This is a genomic window from Pyxidicoccus xibeiensis (assembly GCF_024198175.1).
Lineage (GTDB): Bacteria > Myxococcota > Myxococcia > Myxococcales > Myxococcaceae > Myxococcus > Myxococcus xibeiensis.
In genome coordinates this window covers 53,321-71,990 of the sequence record NZ_JAJVKV010000020.1, presented here as the reverse complement: position 1 = coordinate 71,990, position 18,670 = coordinate 53,321, and the positions used below count along the sequence as shown (strand labels likewise).

At 69.9% G+C, this 18,670-nt stretch carries 16 protein-coding genes; 9 read left to right on the top strand and 7 right to left on the bottom strand.

Going from position 1 to position 18,670, the window contains the following annotated elements:
• Positions 1–7 precede the first annotated feature (7 nt).
• The gene (gene lspA, locus LXT23_RS44910) at positions 8–532 is read left to right on the top strand and encodes a signal peptidase II (RefSeq protein WP_253986680.1); all 525 of its coding nucleotides are present in this window, start codon (positions 8–10) and stop codon (positions 530–532) included.
• Positions 533–568: 36 nt separating this feature from the next.
• Here the strand turns inward: lspA and LXT23_RS50835 are convergent, their stop codons facing one another.
• Complete coding sequence (locus tag LXT23_RS50835; RefSeq protein ID WP_407692959.1) at positions 569–652, bottom strand: Imm53 family immunity protein; 84 nt, start codon at positions 650–652, stop codon at positions 569–571.
• An 87-nt stretch (positions 653–739) separates the two neighbouring features.
• On the opposite strand from LXT23_RS50835, the gene LXT23_RS44905 reads away from it, so the two are divergent.
• Complete coding sequence (locus LXT23_RS44905; RefSeq protein WP_253986679.1) at positions 740–1,816, top strand: NADH:flavin oxidoreductase; 1,077 nt, start codon at positions 740–742, stop codon at positions 1,814–1,816.
• A gap of 83 nt (positions 1,817–1,899) precedes the next feature.
• Here LXT23_RS44905 and carB read toward each other — a convergent pair whose 3' ends face one another.
• Positions 1,900–5,157 carry a carbamoyl-phosphate synthase large subunit gene (gene carB, locus LXT23_RS44900; RefSeq protein WP_253986678.1) on the bottom strand — a complete coding sequence of 1,086 codons (3,258 nt, stop codon included), beginning with the start codon at positions 5,155–5,157 and terminating at the stop codon, positions 1,900–1,902.
• 123 nt (positions 5,158–5,280) lie between these two features.
• Here carB and LXT23_RS44895 point away from each other — a divergent pair, with 123 nt between their 5' ends.
• Entirely contained in the window at positions 5,281–6,051 is a 771-nt protein-coding gene (locus tag LXT23_RS44895) for a hypothetical protein (RefSeq protein ID WP_253986677.1), read from the top strand.
• Between the two features lies 1 nt (position 6,052).
• Here the strand turns inward: LXT23_RS44895 and LXT23_RS44890 are convergent, their stop codons facing one another.
• The 5 genes from LXT23_RS44890 to LXT23_RS44870 all read right to left on the bottom strand — a co-directional run bounded on the left by LXT23_RS44890 (position 6,053) and on the right by LXT23_RS44870 (position 10,566).
• Positions 6,053–7,243 (bottom strand): pyridoxal phosphate-dependent aminotransferase, encoded by a 1,191-nt coding sequence (locus LXT23_RS44890; RefSeq protein WP_253986676.1) that lies wholly within the window; start codon positions 7,241–7,243, stop codon positions 6,053–6,055.
• Positions 7,244–7,295: 52 nt separating this feature from the next.
• On the bottom strand, positions 7,296–7,778 hold the full coding sequence (gene coaD, locus LXT23_RS44885) for a pantetheine-phosphate adenylyltransferase (RefSeq protein WP_253986675.1): 483 nt from the start codon (positions 7,776–7,778) through the stop codon (positions 7,296–7,298).
• 34 nt (positions 7,779–7,812) lie between these two features.
• A complete protein-coding gene (rsmD, locus tag LXT23_RS44880; RefSeq protein WP_253986674.1) occupies positions 7,813–8,382 on the bottom strand; it encodes a 16S rRNA (guanine(966)-N(2))-methyltransferase RsmD in 570 nt (189 codons plus the stop codon).
• Positions 8,383–8,409: 27 nt separating this feature from the next.
• Positions 8,410–9,447: a hypothetical protein gene (locus tag LXT23_RS44875; protein WP_253986673.1), complete on the bottom strand. Its 1,038-nt coding sequence runs from the start codon at positions 9,445–9,447 to the stop codon at positions 8,410–8,412.
• Between the two features lie 105 nt (positions 9,448–9,552).
• Positions 9,553–10,566, bottom strand: a complete 1,014-nt coding sequence (locus tag LXT23_RS44870; RefSeq protein ID WP_253986672.1) for a cation diffusion facilitator family transporter — start codon at positions 10,564–10,566, stop codon at positions 9,553–9,555.
• A 110-nt stretch (positions 10,567–10,676) separates the two neighbouring features.
• Between LXT23_RS44870 and LXT23_RS44865 the strand changes: the two genes are divergently transcribed.
• The 6 genes from LXT23_RS44865 to LXT23_RS44840 all read left to right on the top strand — a co-directional run bounded on the left by LXT23_RS44865 (position 10,677) and on the right by LXT23_RS44840 (position 18,667).
• The gene (locus LXT23_RS44865) at positions 10,677–12,260 is read left to right on the top strand and encodes a sigma 54-interacting transcriptional regulator (RefSeq protein WP_253986671.1); all 1,584 of its coding nucleotides are present in this window, start codon (positions 10,677–10,679) and stop codon (positions 12,258–12,260) included.
• Positions 12,257–13,183, top strand: coding sequence for an alpha/beta fold hydrolase (locus LXT23_RS44860; protein ID WP_253986670.1), 927 nt, complete (start codon positions 12,257–12,259; stop codon positions 13,181–13,183). The genes LXT23_RS44865 and LXT23_RS44860 overlap by 4 nt, the downstream gene beginning before the upstream one ends.
• 267 nt (positions 13,184–13,450) lie before the next feature.
• Positions 13,451–15,295 (top strand): translational GTPase TypA, encoded by a 1,845-nt coding sequence (typA, locus tag LXT23_RS44855; protein ID WP_253986669.1) that lies wholly within the window; start codon positions 13,451–13,453, stop codon positions 15,293–15,295.
• 286 nt (positions 15,296–15,581) lie between these two features.
• Positions 15,582–16,658, top strand: a complete 1,077-nt coding sequence (locus LXT23_RS44850; RefSeq protein WP_253986668.1) for an isopenicillin N synthase family dioxygenase — start codon at positions 15,582–15,584, stop codon at positions 16,656–16,658.
• A 295-nt stretch (positions 16,659–16,953) separates the two neighbouring features.
• Positions 16,954–17,856, top strand: a complete 903-nt coding sequence (locus LXT23_RS44845; protein WP_253986667.1) for an SDR family oxidoreductase — start codon at positions 16,954–16,956, stop codon at positions 17,854–17,856.
• Between the two features lie 13 nt (positions 17,857–17,869).
• On the top strand, positions 17,870–18,667 hold the full coding sequence (locus tag LXT23_RS44840) for a DUF6544 family protein (protein WP_253986666.1): 798 nt from the start codon (positions 17,870–17,872) through the stop codon (positions 18,665–18,667).
• Positions 18,668–18,670: the final 3 nt, after the last annotated feature.

Sequence of the window (18,670 nt, the reverse complement as noted above, 5' to 3'; positions counted from 1 at the left end):
TGCCACCATGCACATTCCCGCCCGCAAGCACCGCCTGACGCTCCTGGCCCTTGTCCTCTCCGGAACGGTGGGGTGTGACCAGGTGACGAAGCAGTTGGCCGTCTCCGGACTCCGGGGCGAGCCCGGCACGTCCTTCCTCGGAGGACTCTTCCGGCTGGACTACTACGAGAACCCCGGGGCCTTCTTGAGCCTCTTCGGAGGGCTTTCGCGCCCGGCGCAGTTCTGGCTGCTGACAGCGGGGGTGGGCGTCTTCCTGCTCGGGATGCTCGTCTACCTGGTGGCGAACCGGCGGCTGAGCCTGTTCCACTCGGGCGCACTGGCGCTGCTCGTGGGCGGGGGCTTGAGCAACTGGATCGACCGCGTGGTGAACGATGGGCGCGTGGTGGACTTCATGATTCTCGGCATCGGCCGGGTGCGCACGGGCGTCTTCAACGTGGCCGACGTGGCCATCATGCTGGGAGTCGGCCTGGCGCTGCTTGCCGCGCACCGCGAGAGGACACAGGATGACAGCGGCGGTGGCGCGCAGGCGTGAGCAGGACAGGCACGCAAGCGCAGCGGGCGTCGAAGCTCAGGAAGCCGCCCCGAAGGAGTGCTCCCACTCCCCATTGCACTGCTGTGAGTACCAGTCCTGCAGGCGTGCAAGCACGTCCATGGCGCTCCTCCTGGGCCAGCGCATCCAAGCAGGCCTGGGAGCCTACAATTCTCGGAATCGGCCGCGTGCGCTCAATACAATGGGCGGATGACGGACCTGTTCGCTCCCCTCACCTTCCGGAACAACCTCAGCGTGCGCAACCGCATCTGGCTCGCGCCGCTGACCAACATGCAGAGCCACACGGACGGCACGCTGTCCGACGATGAGCTCCGCTTCCTCGCCGCCCGCGCGGACGGCGGCTTCGGCCTCGTCGAGACCTGTGCCGCCCACGTCGCCCAGGATGGCAAGGCGTGGCAGGGCGAGCTCGGCGTCCACGATGACGCCATGCTCCCCGGACTCACCCGCCTCGCCGCCCGCATCCACCAGGGCGGCGCCCTCGTCTCCTCCCAGCTCTTCCACGGCGGCCTGCGCGCCGACCCCGCCGTCAGCGGCCTGGAGCGCTGGAGCGCCAGCGAGCACTCCGAGGAAGACGTCCGCTGCCGCGCCGGCACCGAGGACGACATCCAGCGCGCCATCGACGCCTTCGCCAACGCCGCCCGCCGCTGCGCCCAGGCCGGCTTCGACTCCGTCGAGCTCCACGGCGCCCACGGCTACCTGCTCTCCCAGTTCCTCAGCACCGTCTACAACCAGCGCACCGACCGCTGGGGCGGCTCGCTCGAGAACCGCTCGCGCCTCATCCGCGAGACCCTGCGCGCCGTCCGCCGCGCCGCCCCCTCCCTCGTCCTCGCCGTCCGCCTCTCCCCCGAGGACTTCGGCCAGGCCAAGGGACTCGACCTCGATGAGACCGTCCAGGTCGCGAAGTGGCTCGCCGAGGACGGCATGGAGATCCTCCACCTGTCCCTCTGGCGCGCCGCCCTCAACACCAAGAAGCGCCCCGACGCCCATGCAACCCCGCTGTTTCGCGCCGCCCTCCCCGCCCACGTGAAGATCGTCGTCGCGGGAAACATCTGGACGCGCGAGGACGCCGAGGCCCAGCTCACCCTCGGCGCCGATGCCGTCGCCCTCGGCCGCCCCGCCATCGCCAACCACAACTGGCCCGAGCGCGCCCGGCGCGGTGACGCCGTCCAGCGCCCCCCGCTCGCACCGGAGACCCTGCGCGGCGAGGCGCTGTCGGACACGTTCGTCCAGTACATGCGCCAGTGGAAGAACTTCGTCGCCGCCTGAGCCACCCCGAAACGCTCGCGGCCCCACTCCCATCTCAGGAGCGGGGCCGCGCGCTTCACGTCAGGGGCTGCTGAAGCCTGCTGCTACTTCTTGGCCGTCTTCGCCGTCACGCCCCCGGCGATGCCCAGGTACTCCTGGAGCGGCTTCACGGACAGGTCCGTGCGCTTGAGCGCCTCCAGCGCACCCACCGCCATCCGCGCCGCCTGCACCGTCGTGTAGTACGGCACCGAGTGCATCAGCGACTCGCGGCGGATGGAGAAGCTGTCCGCAATCTCCTGCTTGCCGAAGGTGGTGTTGATGACCAGCACGATCTCCCCGTCGACAATCTTGTCGACGATGTTCGGCCGGCCCTCCTTCACCTTCTGCACCACCTGCGCCTCGATGCCCTTCGTCGCCAGGTACGAGTGCGTTCCAGCGGTGACGATGAGCGTGTAGCCCATGTTCCGCAGCCGCCGCGCCAGGTCCACCACCGCCGGCTTGTCCTCGTCCTTGACGGAGATGAACACCTTGCCGCTCTTGGGCAGCTTCACCCCCGCCGCCAGCTGGCTCTTGGCGAACGCCGACGCGTAGTCGTGCGACAGGCCCATCACCTCGCCCGTGGACTTCATCTCCGGCCCGAGGATGACGTCCACCCCGGCGAAGCGCGCGAAGGGGAACACGCTCTCCTTCACCGCCACGTGCTTGAACTCGGGCTCCTGCGTCGCGCCCAGCTCCTTCAGCGTCTTGCCCACCATGCACAGCGCGGCAATCTTCGCCATCGCCAGGCCCGTGGCCTTCGAGATGAACGGCACCGTGCGGCTCGCGCGCGGGTTCACCTCCAGGATGTAGATGGTCTTCCCCTGGATGGCGAACTGCACGTTCATCAGCCCCACCACGCCCAGCTCGCGCGCCAGGGCGATGGCCTGGTCCTTCATCCGCTCCACCAGGTCCGGCGGCAGCGAGTGCGGCGGCAGCGTCGCGGCCGCGTCACCCGAGTGCACGCCCGCCTCCTGGATGTGCTCCAGCACCCCGCCAATCAGCACCGCGCCCGTGCGGTCCGCCACCAGGTCCAGGTCCACCTCGATGGCGTCCTTCAGGAAGCGGTCGATGAGCACCGGGTGCTCCGGTGACGCACTCACCGCCTCGCGCATGTACCGCTCCAGGCTGGCCGCGTCGTACACCGTCTCCATCGCGCGCCCGCCCAGCACGTACGAGGGACGCACCATCACCGGGTAGCCGATGCGCTCCGCAACCTTGAAGGCCTCGGCGTGGCTGCGCGCCACCCCGTTCTCCGGCTGCGTCAGCCCCAGCTTCTCGATGAGCTTCGAGAACCGCTCGCGGTCCTCCGCCCGGTCGATGGCGTCCGGCGACGTGCCCAGAATCGGCAGGCCCGCCTTCTCCAGCGGCACCGACAGGCGCAGCGGCGTCTGCCCGCCGAACTGGACAATCGCGCCCACCGGCTTCTCGCGCTGCGACACCTCGAGCACGTCCTCAATCGTCAGCGGCTCGAAGTAGAGGCGGTCGGACGTGTCGTAGTCCGTGGACACCGTCTCCGGGTTGCAGTTGACCATCACCGTCTCGTACCCGGCCTCGCGCAGCGCGAAGGCGGCGTGCACGCACGCGTAGTCGAACTCGATGCCCTGACCGATGCGGATGGGGCCGCTGCCGAGGATGAGCACCTTCTGCCGGTCCGTGGGCGGCGCCTCGTCCTCCTCCTCGTAGGTGGAGTACAGGTAGGGCGTGTACGCCTCGAACTCCGCGGCGCAGGTGTCCACCCGCTTGAAGACGGGGCGGATCTTCCGCGCGTGCCGGTGCGCCCGCACCTCGTCCTCCGGGTAGCCCAGCAGCTTGCCCAGGTACTTGTCGGAGAAGCCGTGCGACTTCGCCTGCCGGAGCACGTCGTCCGGGAGCTGATCCAACCGGCCGTACTCCTCGATGGACTGCGCCTCGCGCACCAGCATCTCGATGTAGCGCAGGAACCACGGGTCGATGGCGGACAGCGCGTGCACCGCCTCCACCGTCATCCCCTCGCGGAAGGCCTGCGCCACGAACCAGGGCCGCTCCGGGCGCGGAATCCGCAGCGCCTCGCGCAGCACCTTCTCGCGCTCCTCCTTCTCCACCGGCAGGTCGGGCGACTCCAGCCCCACGCGGCCCAGCTCCATGGAGCGCAGCGCCTTCATGTACGCCTCGGGGAAGGTGCGGCCAATGGCCATCACCTCGCCCACCGAGCGCATGCTCGTGGTCAGCGTCCGGTCCGCGTGCGGGAACTTCTCGAAGTTGAAGCGCGGAATCTTCACGACGACGTAGTCCAGCGTCGGCTCGAAGGAGGCCGGCGTGTCCCGGGTGATGTCGTTGCGAAGCTCGTCCAGCGTGTAGCCCAGCGCCAGCTTCGCGGCGACCTTGGCGATGGGGTAGCCCGTCGCCTTGGACGCCAGCGCGCTGGAGCGCGACACGCGCGGGTTCATCTCGATGACGACCATACGGCCGTCCTTCGGGTGGATGCCGAACTGGATGTTGGAGCCACCCGTGTCGACGCCAATCTCCCGGATGATGGCCAGCGACGCCTGCCGCATCCGCTGGTACTCGCGGTCCGTCAGCGTCTGCGCGGGCGCCACGGTGATGGAGTCACCCGTGTGCACCCCCATGGGGTCCAGGTTCTCGATGGAGCAGACGATGATGACGTTGTCCGCCGAGTCGCGGACCACCTCGAGCTCGTACTCCTTCCAGCCCAGGACGCTCTCCTCCACGAGGATGGTGGAGGTGGGGCTGGCCTTCAGGCCCGAGCGGCAGATGGCCTCGAACTCGTCGCGGTTGTAGGCGATGCCGCCGCCCGTGCCGCCCAGCGTGAAGGAGGGGCGGATGATGGAGGGGAAGCCAATCTCCTCCACCAGCGCCATGGCCTGGGCCAGCGTCGTCGCGTAGCCGCTCTTGGGCAGCGCCACGCCGATCTTCTGCATGGCCGCCTTGAAGAGCTGCCGGTCCTCGGCCTTGTTGATGGCCTCCAGCGAAGCGCCAATCAGCCGCACCCCGTACTTCTCCAGGATGCCCTGCTCCGCCAGCGCCTTGGCCAGGTTGAGCGCCGTCTGGCCTCCCATCGTCGGCAGCAGCGAGTCCGGCCGTTCCGCGGCGAGGATTCGCTCCGCCGCATCCACGGTGATGGGCTCGATGTAGGTGCGATGGGCGAACTCGGGGTCCGTCATCACCGTGGCGGGGTTGCTGTTGAGCAGCACCACCTCCACGCCTTCATCCCGGAGTGCCTTGATGGCTTGAGTACCGGAGTAGTCGAACTCGACGGCCTGCCCGATGACAATCGGGCCCGAGCCAATCACCAGAACCTTGCGGATATCGGTACGTTTAGGCATCGGGCCGCCCCCATACCAACCTCCGACTCCACATGCACGGACTGTATGCGGGTTCGTCCGCTCGCACGGAGCCCGGGCTCCGTGCGGCGGCGTCTGCTACGCTCCGCCGCTTTCGGAGGTTCCATGCGCCGCTGGTCCCTGGCCCTGATTTTCTCCCTCGCGTCCCCTGCCCTCGCCCAGGCCCCCGCCACGCCGGAAGCCGCCGCTCCCACCACGCAGGAAGCCGCCCCCACCACACCGGAAGCCGCCGCTCCCACCCCCGCGCCTTCGGAGCCCACGCCACCGCCTGCTCCCTCGCCTGCCCCGGAATCCCCGGCTCCAGCCGCGCCGAAGCCGCCCCCCGCGCGCCGGTCCCGTCAGCCCGCAACGCCGGCCCCCGCGCCCGCGACGCCCGCTCCGACCGCCCCCGCGACGCCCGCTCCCGCGGCCCCCGCGCCTCCGACCACCGGGCAGCCGGACATCGTCCGGCCCCCGCCTCCGCGCGACGAGACGGCGCCGATGACGGCCGAGGAGCGCACGAAGGAGGACATCCGGGAGGCGGCCCGCTACCTCTTCCAGACGCTGCTGACGGGGGATGTGCGCAGCACGGCCAACGAGCTGTTCTACCCGTTCCAGCTCGAGGACAAGCGGTACGCCACGCCGGAGGAGCTGGTGGTGGCGTGGGTGAAGCAGCTGCGGCTCAAGCGCACGGACCTCATCACCCTCTACGACGTGGAGGTGATGACGCTGGCGGAGCTGGAGAAGAAGTACGGCAAGGCGCCCGCGCGGCTGGGGCTGGACCTGCGCAACATGACGGACCTCTGGGCCGCCGTGGGCAACCTCTCCGGCCGCCCCGGCATCTTCCTCTTCCGGCCCTACCGCGACGAGCACCGCGCCTTCGCCTACACGGACTGAGTCAGCGCAGCGCCTGGACCAGCTCTCCCAGGCGCACCAGCCCCTTCTGCAGCACCTGGCGCGAGGTGGCGAAGCTCATGCGGATGTAGCCCTCCGCGCCGAACGGGTCTCCCGGCACCGCCGCGACGCGGAACTCGTCCAGGAGGATCTCCGACAGCTGCATGGAGCCCGTCACCGGCTTGTCCTTGAAGGTGCGGCCGTACAGGCCCCGCACGTCCGCGAACGCGTAGAAGGCGCCCTCCGGCATGCGGCAGCGGATGCCGTCCAGCGTGTTGAGGCCGCCCACGAAGAGGTCCCGGCGCGCGTGGTACTCCTTCGCCATCTGGATGACGGTGTCCGCCGGCCCCTCGAGCGCGGCCAGCGCCGCCTTCTGGCCGATGGACGACGCGTTGGACGTGGACTGGTCCTGCACCAGCTGCATGGCGGCCACCAGTGGCCGGGGGCCCGCCGCGTAGCCCATGCGCCAGCCCGTCATCGCGTGCGACTTGCTCAGGGCGTTGATGACCACCAGCCGGGGCACCAGGTCCGGCGCCACGTCGCTGATGCCCAGCCGCTCGTTGGTGTAGAGCAGCTTCTCGTAGATGTCGTCGGTGATGATGAGGCAGTCGTGGGGCCGCAGCACCTCGGCGATGCCCTCCAGCGCGGCGCGCGAGTAGACGGCGCCGGTGGGGTTGCCGGGGCTGTTGATGATGACGGCGCGCGTGCGCGGGGTGAGCGCGCGGCGGATGGCGTCCGGGTCCGGCGCGAAGCCGTCCTCCTCGCGCGTGTTGACGATGACGGGGGTGGCGCCCGCCAGCCGCACCATGTCCGGGTAGCTGACCCAGTAGGGCGCGAAGATGATGACCTCGTCGCCCTCGTCCAGCACCGCCTGGCAGAGGTTGTAGAGGGCCTGCTTGCCACCGGACGTGACGAGCACCTGGTCCGGCGTGAAGCGCAGCGCGTTGTCGCGCTCCAGCTTGCGGCAGATGGCCTCGCGCAGCTCGGGGATGCCGTTGGTGGCCGTGTACTTGGTGAAGCCCGCGCGGATGGCGTCCACCGCGGCCTGCTTCACGTAGTCCGGGGTGTCGAAGTCGGGCTCGCCCGCGGCCAGCACCACCACGTCCACGCCTTGAGCGGCGAGCGCCTTGGCGCGCGAGTTGAGAGCGAGCGTCGGGGACGGCTTGATGGCCTGGACACGGCGGGCGAGTTTCATGCCCGCTTGCGTAGCGCGGGAGCGCCCGCGCCCACAAGAGGAGAGACGCCGCCTACGTCCGCCCGGCGAACTTCGCCCGCAGCTTCGTGTTCACGTTGTCGGGCACCAGGCCCGTGACGTCGCCGCCGAACGACGCCACCTCCCGGACGAGCTGGGAGGAGATGTAGAAGTAGTCCTCACCCGTCATCATGAAGACGGTCTCGATGTCGGGCGCCAGCTTCCGGTTCATGTTGGCGAGCTGGAACTCGTATTCGAAGTCCGACACCGCGCGCAGCCCGCGGATGATGACGCCCACGTTGCGCCGCTTCACGTAGTCCACCAGCAGCCCGTGGAAGGCGTCCACCTCGACCCGGTCGTCCTTCACCGCGTCGCGGATGAGCTCGCGCCGCTCGTCCTCGGTGAAGAGCGGGGTCTTCTTCGGGTTCACCGCGATGGCGACGATGAGCCGATCGAACATCTTCAGGCTGCGCTGGATGAGGCTCAGGTGCCCGTTGGTGAGCGGATCGAACGAACCAGGATAGATGGCGACCGGCATGCAACAGTGAGTCTCGGACGCCCCTGACAGCCGGTCAAGGAATGGTCGCCGGGGCCCGGTAGAAGCTCACCAGGGTATCCCCGAACCGGCGCTGGTCTTCCCGGGTGAGGCCGGCGTGGGCGTCCGGCGCGGCCTCGCGCTTGTCGTGCTCCACCACCACCATGCCCGAGGGCGCCACCAGCCCGGCCGCCGTCACCCCGTCCAGCACCGTCTCCACCACGCGGGCGGCGTAGGGCGGGTCCGCGAAGACGAGCTCGAAGCGCTCCCCCCGCTTCCGCAGCGCGTCCAGCGCCCGGGCCACCGGCTGCGCCAGCACCTCCACCTGGGCGGAGAAGCCGAGCGCGTCGGTGTTCTGCCGGCACAGGGCCTGGGCCTCGCGGTCCTGGTCCACCAGCACCACCCGGCCCGCGCCCCGGGACAGGGCCTCCAGCCCGAGCGCGCCGGTGCCGGCGTACAGGTCCAGCACGGCCTGGCCGTCCAGGAACTGGCCCAGCATGTTGAAGATGGTCTCCCGGACGCGGTCGGCGGTGGGCCGGATGTGCAACGAAGTCGGCTTGGGGCCGGTCAGCGCGCGGCCCTTCGCGGTGCCTGCGACGATTCGCATGCGCAGCCTTCTAGCACCGGCTTCGGGTCAGTCGCTCTGGTTCTCCGCCAGGAAGCGCATGGACGGCTGGCCCGTGCGGGTCGCCCCCAGGGCGGCGAAGACCTCCACGGCCTCCGCGAAGGACAGCGCCTCCAGCTTCTCGCGCGCGTCCGGCTCCAGCGGGGGCAGCTGCTCCTCCAGGACGCTGAGCAGCTCGCCCGCGGGCAGCCCCGCGGCCGTGGCCTTCTCCATGACGCTGGCACGTGTCTCGGCGGGCCAGGCGCCCAGCGCGAGCCGCTCGAAGGGGCCCACGCAGTCCACCTTGCGCACGCCGGCCGCCACGTAGGTGGGCAGGGCCCGAGGCAGTCCCATGCCCACCTCGCCCACCGTCACCACCGCGTCGTACTCCGCGGCCAGCTCCACCAGCCGCCGCAGCAGGTCCACGTCCGGCTCGCCCACGCCCAGCGCCGCCTCCGGCACCCGGACGAAGCGCACCGGCACCTTCCACTGCTTCAGCCCCTCCAGCAGCGTGCGGTACGGGTCCAGCACGTCGCCGCCCGAGGGCGCCGGGGCCGTCAGCTCCAGCGACAGCTCGCGCTCCGTTATCGGCCCCGTCAGGACGTTGAGGGCCTCCACCGCCGCGTACGAGTCCAGCCGCGACAAGTCCAGCGACACCAGCGTGAAGCCCGCGTCCACCACGCGGAACAGGCCTTCCTGGAGGGGTCCCAGCGCGTCCCCGTCCACCCGGGCCACGCGCACCGGCCCGGCCTGGAGGAAGAGGGGCCGCGAGTGCTCAGCCTCCACCGCCGCCGCGTGCGCGGCCGCCACGAAGCGCTCCGCCGCGCCCCGGTCCGCCAGGGGGTGCGGGCACGCCAGCCCCAGCACCGAGTCCTCCACCCGGGCCGCGCGCAGCAGCCCCGGCAGCGCCCCCTTGGCCTGGACCGGCAGGCACGGCAGGGCCACCGGCGCGCCCTCCAGCGCGCGCAGCAGCTCCCTGGGATTCAGCAGCGGCACGCGGGAGCCGGAGCCCACCCGGGCCACCGTGTTCCCGGGGCGCAACGCCAACACCTTGTCCAGCACGCTCATGGGGCGCGGAGAATCGTCCGCTCCGGACCACCGGCGCAAGGCGAACCCGCCAGGAGCGTCCGCTGCGCTACGCGGGCCCACCCGTGGGGGCCGGCCCCGCGGGCGTCAGTGCACCTCACCCAGGTGGGCGTAGGTCTCGCTCTCGATTTGAATGGTGGTGTGGTCGATGCCGAAGCGGTCGTACAGGTCGTGCTTCACCGCCGAGAGGATCTCGTCGTTGTTGCAGACCATGGGGTCCTGCACCACCAGGTGCGCGGACAGCGCGTACACCCCGCTGGAGATGGTCCACACGTGCAGGTCATGCACCGCCGTGACGCCCTTGATCTTCAGCATCAGGTCCTTGATGTGGGCCATGTCCACGTGCGCCGGCACGGCCTCCATCAGCACGTCCACCGCGTCCCGGACGAGGCGCACCGCGCCCACCACGATGACCACGGAGATGACCACCGAGATGATGGGGTCCACCACGAACCAGCCGGTGAGCGCCATGATGCCCGCGCCGATGAGCACGCCCACCGACGACAGCGTGTCCCCCAGCACGTGCAGGAAGGCGCCCCGCACGTTCATGGAGTGGGTGCTGTGCAGGAAGCCCAGGGCGCCCAGGTTCGCCAGCAGGCCCACGGTGGCGACGATGGCCATGGGCCCCAGCGCCACCGGCGCCGGCGCGCGGAAGCGCTCCCAGGCCTCGTAGAGGATGAAGCCGGTGATGGCCAGCAGCAGCACGCCGTTGAGCAGCGCGCTGAGGATCTCCATCCGGTAGTAGCCGTACGTCTTCTTCACGTCCGCCGGCTTGCCCGCGAACCAGAGCGCCACCAGGCTCAAGCCCAGCGCGGACACGTCCGTCAGCATGTGGCCCGCGTCGGACATCAGGGCCAGCGAGTTCGTCAGCCAGCCCCCCACCGCCTCCGCCAGGGCGATGGTCGCCGTCAGCACCAGCGCGAAGACGAGCCGCCGCTGGTCCTTCCGCCGCTCCTCCGCCAGGCTCCCCTTCCGGGGGCCATGCGAATGGCCGTGCCCATGGTCGTGACCATGATGATGGTGGTGATGGTCATGCCCCTCGCCGTGCTCATGCTCGTGGCCATGCCCGGCTCCACCGCGGGTGTGAGTGGAGGTAGTCACGAGAGAGATAGCTGCGGATAAAGCCGGTTCATGGGGTATGAGAGGCGGGGAATCCGATTTCCGACGGCCGGTGTCCCCATCCCCGAGCATGGGGGCGCACAGAGGTGGGGATGGACTTCGAGAAGCACCTGAATCTGCACACCATCATCATGCTGAGAGATGTCATCCGCAAGTGGTGGCAGGTGGAGCTCTCGTACGCGGACAGGCATGGGGTGGTGCACGACTGGCAGCGTGGCGAGATCGTTCCACCGCCGAATGATTTCTGCCGCATGTCGCTGTCCTCCAAGGAGGGGCTGCGGCGCTGCGGGCAGTCGGTGCGCGTGCTGCACGAAAAATTCAAGGCCAGCAAGAAGCTGCGCCGCTCGCTCTTCCACGACTGCCACCTGAACTTCACCATCGTCGGCGCGCCCCTCTACATCGCCAACGAGTACGAGGGCTTCCTCTTCGTCGAGGGCTTCGCCCGCCAGCCGCTCGGCCCGAGGGATGCGGAGGCGCTCAAGGCGAAGGTGGCCCAGTTCGCGCCGCCCGGCTCGGACCTGGACCGCGCGGAGGACCGCGTGCCGGTGCTGGACGGGGCCGAGCTGAGCAAGCTGTCCGACCTGCTCGAGTTCGCGGCGACGGAGATCTCCAACTACGAGGTGGAGCTGGCGCGCAAGGACAGCGCCGTGGCCTCGCTGGCCTCGGACCTGGACGACCGCTACCGCTTCGAGAAGATCATCGGGCGGTCCGGGCCGATGATGGAGGTGTTCCGGCTGATGGAGAAGGTGGCGAACTCCGACTCCACCGTCCTCATCAACGGCGAGTCCGGCACCGGCAAGGAGCTGGTGGCGCGCGCCATCCACCACAACGGCCCCCGCAAGGACCAGCCCTTCGTGGTGCAGAACTGCTCCGCCTTCAACGACAACCTGCTGGAGAGCGCCCTCTTCGGCCACACGCGCGGCTCGTTCACCGGCGCGCTGCGGGACAAGAAGGGCCTGTTCGAGGTCGCCGACGGCGGCACCTTCTTCCTGGACGAGGTGGGCGACATGTCCCCTGCCCTCCAGGTGAAGCTCCTGCGCGTCCTGCAGGAAGGAACGTTCCTTCCGGTGGGCGGTACGCAGCTGCGCGAGGTCAACGTCCGCGTCATCGCCGCCACGCACAAGGACCTGAGCGAGCTGGTGAAGCGCGGCGAGTTCCGCGAGGACCTCTTCTACCGCATCAACGTCATCCGGCTGCAGCTGCCGCCCCTGCGCGAGCGCCGGGACGACATGCCCGTCCTCATCGACCACTTCCTGCGCAAGCACCACCGCGACGGGCAGCGCGCGCGGGGGCTGGCCGCGGAGGCGCTGGCCATCCTGGGGGCCTACGCGTGGCCGGGCAACATCCGCGAGCTGGAGAATGAAATCGAGCGGCTGCTCGTGCTCGGGGGCGACCTGGAGACCATCCCCGCGGAGCTCATCTCCAGCCGCATCCGCGACGCGGTGGTGCCCGGCGGCGGGCCCTTCATCCCCCCGCGCGCCCACGGCAAGCTGCACGAGGCTGTGGAAGCGCTGGAGCGCGAGATGATCCAGCAGGGCCTGTTGCGCACCCGCTACAACAAGAGCCGGCTGGCGCGCGAGCTGGGCATCAGCCGCTCCAACCTCATCCTGAAGATTGCCCGCTACGGCCTGGACAAGGGCCTGCCCGACGACGAAGCCGAGATGGGAGAGGCATGAGCCCCGAGGCCCACTACTTCCGCCAGGACTACCTCCGCGTCCCCGACGGCGCGGAGCTGTACTACCAGGTCAGCGGCGACGGCCTGCCCGGCATGGTCCTCTGCGACGGCCTGGGCTGTGACGGCTTCGCGTGGAAGTACCTGTCCCCGTACCTCGCGCGGCGCCACCGCGTGCTGCGCTGGCACTACCGGGGCCACGGCCGCTCCGGCAACCCGGATGACCACTCGCGCGTGGGGATGATCTACACGTGTGACGACCTGCAGCGGGTGATGGACGCCGCCGGCCTCGAGCGCGGCGTCATCTTCGGCCACTCCATGGGCGTCCAGGTGGCGCTGGAGTTCCACCGCCGCTACGCCAGCCGCGTCGCCGGGCTCGTCCTGCTGTGCGGCAGCTACGGCAACCCGCTGGACACCTTCCACGACTCCACCGCGCTCAAACGCCTGTTTCCCTTCATCCGCCGCGTGGTGGAGCGCTACCCCCAGCAGTCCGCCCGCATCATCCATGCGGCGCTGCGCACCGAGCTGACGGTGCAGCTGGCGATAACGCTGGAGATGAACCGCGAGCGCATTGCCCGCAACGACCTGGGGCCCTACTTCGACCACCTGGCGAAGATGGACCCCGTGGTCTTCGTGAGGACGCTGGAGTCGCTGGCCGAGCACAACGCGTGGGACCACCTGTCCCACGTGGACGTGCCCACCCTCATCATCGCCGGTGAGAAGGACCGGTTCACCCCCGGCTGGGTCTCCCAGAAGATGGCGGACCGGATTCCGGGCGCCGAGCTGGTGCTCATCCCCGACGGCACCCACACCGCCCCCCTGGAGGCCCCGGGGCTGGTGGAGCTGAAGGTGGAGCGCTTCCTCCGGGAGCGGCTGGGCGTCCGGACGAACGGTGCCGCCCGCCCGGCATTAGATGTAGGCGCGTGAGCCATCAGCGCCTGCCCGCCGAGCAAGGTGGCAGGCAGGTAACAACCCCCAGCCAAAGGAGAAATCGCTCTCGCCGGGGGTTGAAGGACGGGGAGCGCGGAGCCTCGTCGCCAGGGGGTGGGAGGTGCCCGCCCGACTGGTGGGCTTCCGCGTTCATTGCAGGGGACGCACTCGCGGCATATAAGCGCCCGCCTTCCGGGTTCCAGTGGGGTTCGGAAGCCCCGGGTGTTTCGGGCGTTCCCCCACCTTCATCACAGTTCGGTCTGCATGATTCCTCGCGAAAACATCCGTAACGTCGCCATCGTCGCTCACGTTGACCATGGCAAGACCACGCTCGTCGATCACCTGCTGCGGCAGGCGGGCACATTCCGTAGCAACGAGCACGTCGCCGAGCGGGTGATGGACTCGAACGACCTCGAGCGCGAGAAGGGAATCACGATTCTCGCGAAGAACACCGCGGTCAACTACAAGGGCATGCAGATCAACATCATCGACACCCCGGGTCACGCCGACTTCGGTGGTGAGGTGGAGCGCGGTCTGCGCCTCGTGGACGGCGTCGTGCTGCTGGTGGACGCCGCCGAAGGTCCCCTGCCCCAGACGCGCTTCGTGCTCACCAAGGCGCTGGCCATGGGCCTGAAGACGGTGCTGGTCATCAACAAGATCGACCGCCAGGACGCCCGCGCGCCGGAAGTCCTCGATCAGGTCTACTCGCTCTACATCGACCTGGGCGCGGACGACAAGCAGCTGGAGATGCCCGTTCTCTACACCGTGGCGCGCCACGGTCAGGCCTCCACCGAGCTGGCGGTGCCGGGCAAGACGCTGGAGCCGCTGTTCGACGCCATCATCCGCCACATCCCGCCTCCGCCCGCCTCGGACGAGAAGACCCCGCAGCTGCTCGTGGCCAACCTGGACTACGACGACTATGTGGGCCGTCTCGCGGTGGGCCGCGTGCAGGCAGGCCGGCTCACGCCCAACATGCCCGTCTCCGTCGTGCGCGACGGCGGCAAGGTGCAGCCGGGCAAGATCGTCAAGCTGTACGGCTTCTCCGGCCTGAAGCGCGTGGAGATCCAGGACGCGGGTCCCGGGGAGATCGTCTCCATCGCCGGCATCGAGGAGGTGTCCATCGGCGACACCATCGGTGACCCCGAGAAGCCGGTGGCCCTGCCCCGCATCACCGTGGACGAGCCCACGATGATGATGATCTTCAAGGTCAACGACGGGCCGCTCGCGGGCAAGGAGGGCAAGTTCGTCACCTCCCGCAACCTGCGTGAGCGCCTCTACCGCGAGGCCTACCGCAACGTGGCCGTCCGCGTGGAGGACACCGACACCCCCGACGCCTTCCGCGTGGTGGGCCGTGGCGAGCTCGCCCTGGCCGTCATCATCGAGAACATGCGCCGCGAGGGCTACGAGCTGACCGCCTCCAACCCGGAGCCGATCACCAAGACCATCGACGGCGTGCTGCACGAGCCCATGGAGCTGCTCTTCTGCGACGTGCCGGAGAACAGCGTGGGCGTGGTGACGGAGCGCCTGGGGCCCCGCAAGGGCCGCATGAAGGACATGGCGAGCCTGGGCTCGGGCCGCACCCGCCTCCAGTTCCGCATCCCCGCGCGCGGCCTCATCGGCTTCCGCTCGGAGTTCCTCACCATCACCCGTGGCGAGGGCATCATGAGCAGCCAGTTCGACGGCTTCGAGCCGTGGTTCGGCTACATCCCGAAGCGTCAGAACGGCGCCATGGTCTCCGACCGTCTGGGCGACACCGTTCCCTACGCGCTGTTCAGCATCCAGGAGCGCGGGTACCTCTTCGTGGGGGCCGGCGTCACCGTGTACGAGGGCATGATCATCGGCGAGCACGCCCACCCCTCCGAGCTGAACGTCAACTGCTGCCGCGAGAAGAAGCTCACCAACATCCGCGCCGCCGGCCGCGACGAGAACGTCATCCTCGTCCCGCCCCGCGAGATGGGGCTGGAGAAGGCGCTGGAGTGGATCGCCGACGACGAGCTGGTCGAGGTGACGCCCAAGTCCATCCGCATGCGCAAGAAGGCGCTGGCGCACGGCGAGCGCTACCGCGCCGAGCGTGACCGCAAGCGCGAGGAGCGCGCCGCCGGGGAGTAGTCCTCAGTCCCGAAGGCCGCCGTAGCAGAAGGGCCCGTTCCCGGATTGGGGGCGGGCCCTTCGTGCGTCTGGAGGACTGGGATTGCAGACCGCACGCTTCCCAGCCCACCCTGGAGGGCAGGTTGACTGCGGGTTTGGACAGGCTTTAAGTTTTTAACAGTCTGGCGGCTCTACTCCGTTGCGAGTCATTACCCCTCGTCTCGCATCCCCCCTTCGGAGGCCCGTCCGACGCGCCGCGCTGCAGGGCTACCCCTGGCCCTCCAACGGCATTCGAAAGCCCCCCTCAATGACAGACCTGCAGACGTTCCCCCTGCCCGACTGCGTCACCGGTGTGCCCACCGACCTCGAATTGGCAGACAGGATGGTCCAGGCCTGGAGGCGGGATGGCATCTTCCAGGTCGCGATGAATCCCAGCCAGGAACAGCAGACCGAGCGTGCCTTCCAGGCGAGCAGGCGCTTCTTCCGTATGTCATTGGAGGCCAAGTCCCGCTGCGTCAGTGATCTGACCTACAGCGGCTACATCGCGTCGGGCGAGGAGGTCACCGCGGGCGAGGCCGACTACTCGGAGATCTTCACCGTCTGCAAGGACCTCCCGGTGACGGATGCGCGGGTGCGCGCACAGTGGCCCTGCCACGGCCCGGCACCTTGGCCCGACGACGCCTACCGCCAGGATATGACGGCCTTCACCGATGCGCTCGGCTCCATTGGCGAGCGGCTGCTGCGATTGACTGCGCTGGGACTGGGCCTGGAGGTCGACGCCCTGACGCGCCTGACGCGAGACGGCTGGCACCACATGCGCGTCCTCCGGTTTCCGGCGCTGTCCCCCACGTCCTCGCGGGGCATCGGCGCGCATACCGACTACGGCCTGCTGGTCATCGCGGCGCAGGACGACGTGGGCGGGCTCCTCGTCCGGCCCCCCGTGGAGGGCGAGAAGCGCAACCGGAACTGGCTGCCCGGCGAGAGCTCCGCGGGCATGTTCGAGCACGAGGAGCCGTGGACCTTCGTGAAGCCCGTGCCGCAGGTGCTCACCGTGTTCCCCGGCGACATCCTGCAGTTCCTCACCGGCGGCTACCTGCTCTCCACGCCCCACAAGGTCCGGCTGAACACGCGGGAGCGGTACTCCGTGGCGTACTTCCACGAGCCCGCCTTCGACGCGTGCATCCGCCCGCTGATGGGGCCTCGCGGGGAGAAGGCCATCCACTACGGCACGCACTTCACGAACATGTTCATGCGGTGCTACCCGGACCGCGTCACCACGCGGCGCATCCTCGACGAGAATCGCCTGTCCACCCTGGCCCGGCTGAGGGACGAGGCCGTGGAGGCGACCGCGCCCGAGCCGGTGCACAGGCTCGCGGTCGCATAGGGACGGCCCGGCCCTACCCCTTCCGGTCGGGCGACAGCCGCTCGAAGATGGCGCGGAGCCGCGGCCGGCATGCGGTCTTCGCCATCCACCTGGCGCAGGGGGCGTCATGACACGAAGGCCTTGCGCGTGGGCTCACAGCGCGCGCAGGTCCTGCACCTGGAGGGCCCCGCGCGCGTGTCCTACCTGACGCTCACCGCAATTCTGGGCGTGCACGCAGGGCCGGCGCGCGGCATGCAGCGGGGTGTACGTCAGGGCTGATGACCTTCGCCCTGACGGAGCTCGAGGACGACCCGCCATGGATGCCAGCCCTCCTTCATCCCCTGCTCCTTCCAGGGTGCTCGTCACCGGGGCGCTCGGCACCGTGGGGCGCGAGGTGCTCCGGGCGCTGGCGACCCAGGGGATTGCGGCCCGGGCCGCGGACCACTCGGTGGAGCGAGCCCGCTCGGCGCTCGGCCCGGAAGCCGAGGTCGCCGCGCTGGACTTCCTGAGCCCGGAGACCTTCCAGCCCGCGCTGGACGGGTGCGACGCGCTGTTCCTCCTGCGCCCTCCGGCCATCTCCGACGTGCAGCCCACCCTCCACCGGCTGGTGGACGTGGCGGTGACGAGCGGCGTCCGGCACATCGTCTTCCTCTCGGTGGCGGGCGCCGACACCAACCCGCGCATCCCCCACCACGCCGTGGAGCGGCACCTGGCGCAGTCAGGCACGCAATGGACGCTGCTGCGGCCCGGCTTCTTCGCGCAGAACCTGGGGGGCGCCTACCTGCGTGACATCGTCGAGGACCGCCGCATCTACGTTCCGGCGGGCCGGGGGAGCGTCGCGTTCGTCGACGTGCGCGACGTGGCCGAGGTCGCGGCCCGCGTGTTCGCCGCGCCGGAGGCCCACGCGGGCAAGGCGTACACCCTCACCGGCCCGGAGTCCCTCACCTTCCTCGAGGTCGCCGAGACGCTGACGGAGCGGCTGGGCAGCCACGTGCGCTACCAGCCCGCGAGCGTGCCCGGCTACATGGCGCATCTCTGGAGGCGGGGACTGCCTGCCGCGCAGGTGCTGGTCCAGACCATGCTCCACGCGGGGCTGCGCAACGGACAGGCGGAGAAGGTGGACCCGACGCTCGCGCGGCTGCTCGGACATCCCGCACGCACGCTGCCCGACTACGTGCGCGACCACGCCTCGCTGTGGAGCAGGACGCCGGCGCGCTGACGAAAGGCCCCTCATGAACACCGCACTCGACGAGCCGCTGCCACGTGCCCTGCCCCTGTCCCGCGCCGAGGACGACGTGGCGCGGCGCCTCCTGGACACGCCGCCGCGCGAGAGCTTCCGCCCCGAGTTCGTCGCGGGGCTCCCGCAGCCCGCGCGAGCCTGGCTCACCCACGCCATCGCCCCGGGCACGCCGCTGTGGCGCACGTCCCGGCTCACCATGCACGGCACCCTCAAGATAAGCGGGCGCTGGCTCCCCTTCGAGGCCACCCAGGTCCACGCTCCCGGCCGGGGCTTCCTGTGGAAGGCCCGCGCGCGGATGAAGGGGCTACCCGTCGTGGGCCATGACCTCTACGCCGACGGCCGCGGCGAGATGCGCTGGAAGCTGCTGGGGCTGGTGCCGGTGGCGACAGGAGACGGTCCGGATATCGCCCGCTCCGCGCGGGGCCGGCTGGCCGCGGAGACCGTCGCCATGGTCCCCACGTGGCTGGTGGGCCCCCACGTCACCTGGTCCGCGGAAGGCGCGCGCACGGCCGTGGCCCACTTCACCATCGACCAGGAGCCCTTCGACATCCGGCTGGAGCTGGGTGACGCCGGAGCCCTGCGCCGCGTGAGCTTCCAGCGCTGGGGCGCGCCCCGGCCGAAGGACCCCTTCGGCCTCCACGCGTTCGGCTGCGAGGTGCTGGAGGAGCGCACCTTCGCGGGGCTCACCGTCCCCTCCCGGATGCGCGCGGGCTGGTTCTTCGGCGAGCCGCGCTTCGAGTCGGAGGGCGAGTTCTTCCGCGCCACCATCGACTCGCTGCGGCCCCTCTGAGCC

What these genes read in the sequence shown, in the direction of transcription:
- lspA (WP_253986680.1), top strand. Translation starts at nt 8, where the DNA reads ATGCACATTCCCGCCCGCAAGCACCGCCTGACGCTCCTGGCCCTTGTC.
- LXT23_RS50835 (WP_407692959.1), bottom strand. Translation starts at nt 652, where the DNA reads ATGGACGTGCTTGCACGCCTGCAGGACTGGTACTCACAGCAGTGCAAT.
- LXT23_RS44905 (WP_253986679.1), top strand. Translation starts at nt 740, where the DNA reads ATGACGGACCTGTTCGCTCCCCTCACCTTCCGGAACAACCTCAGCGTG.
- carB (WP_253986678.1), bottom strand. Translation starts at nt 5,157, where the DNA reads ATGCCTAAACGTACCGATATCCGCAAGGTTCTGGTGATTGGCTCGGGC.
- LXT23_RS44895 (WP_253986677.1), top strand. Translation starts at nt 5,281, where the DNA reads ATGCGCCGCTGGTCCCTGGCCCTGATTTTCTCCCTCGCGTCCCCTGCC.
- LXT23_RS44890 (WP_253986676.1), bottom strand. Translation starts at nt 7,243, where the DNA reads ATGAAACTCGCCCGCCGTGTCCAGGCCATCAAGCCGTCCCCGACGCTC.
- coaD (WP_253986675.1), bottom strand. Translation starts at nt 7,778, where the DNA reads ATGCCGGTCGCCATCTATCCTGGTTCGTTCGATCCGCTCACCAACGGG.
- rsmD (WP_253986674.1), bottom strand. Translation starts at nt 8,382, where the DNA reads ATGCGAATCGTCGCAGGCACCGCGAAGGGCCGCGCGCTGACCGGCCCC.
- LXT23_RS44875 (WP_253986673.1), bottom strand. Translation starts at nt 9,447, where the DNA reads ATGAGCGTGCTGGACAAGGTGTTGGCGTTGCGCCCCGGGAACACGGTG.
- LXT23_RS44865 (WP_253986671.1), top strand. Translation starts at nt 10,677, where the DNA reads ATGGACTTCGAGAAGCACCTGAATCTGCACACCATCATCATGCTGAGA.
- LXT23_RS44860 (WP_253986670.1), top strand. Translation starts at nt 12,257, where the DNA reads ATGAGCCCCGAGGCCCACTACTTCCGCCAGGACTACCTCCGCGTCCCC.
- typA (WP_253986669.1), top strand. Translation starts at nt 13,451, where the DNA reads ATGATTCCTCGCGAAAACATCCGTAACGTCGCCATCGTCGCTCACGTT.
- LXT23_RS44850 (WP_253986668.1), top strand. Translation starts at nt 15,582, where the DNA reads ATGACAGACCTGCAGACGTTCCCCCTGCCCGACTGCGTCACCGGTGTG.
- LXT23_RS44845 (WP_253986667.1), top strand. Translation starts at nt 16,954, where the DNA reads ATGGATGCCAGCCCTCCTTCATCCCCTGCTCCTTCCAGGGTGCTCGTC.
- LXT23_RS44840 (WP_253986666.1), top strand. Translation starts at nt 17,870, where the DNA reads ATGAACACCGCACTCGACGAGCCGCTGCCACGTGCCCTGCCCCTGTCC.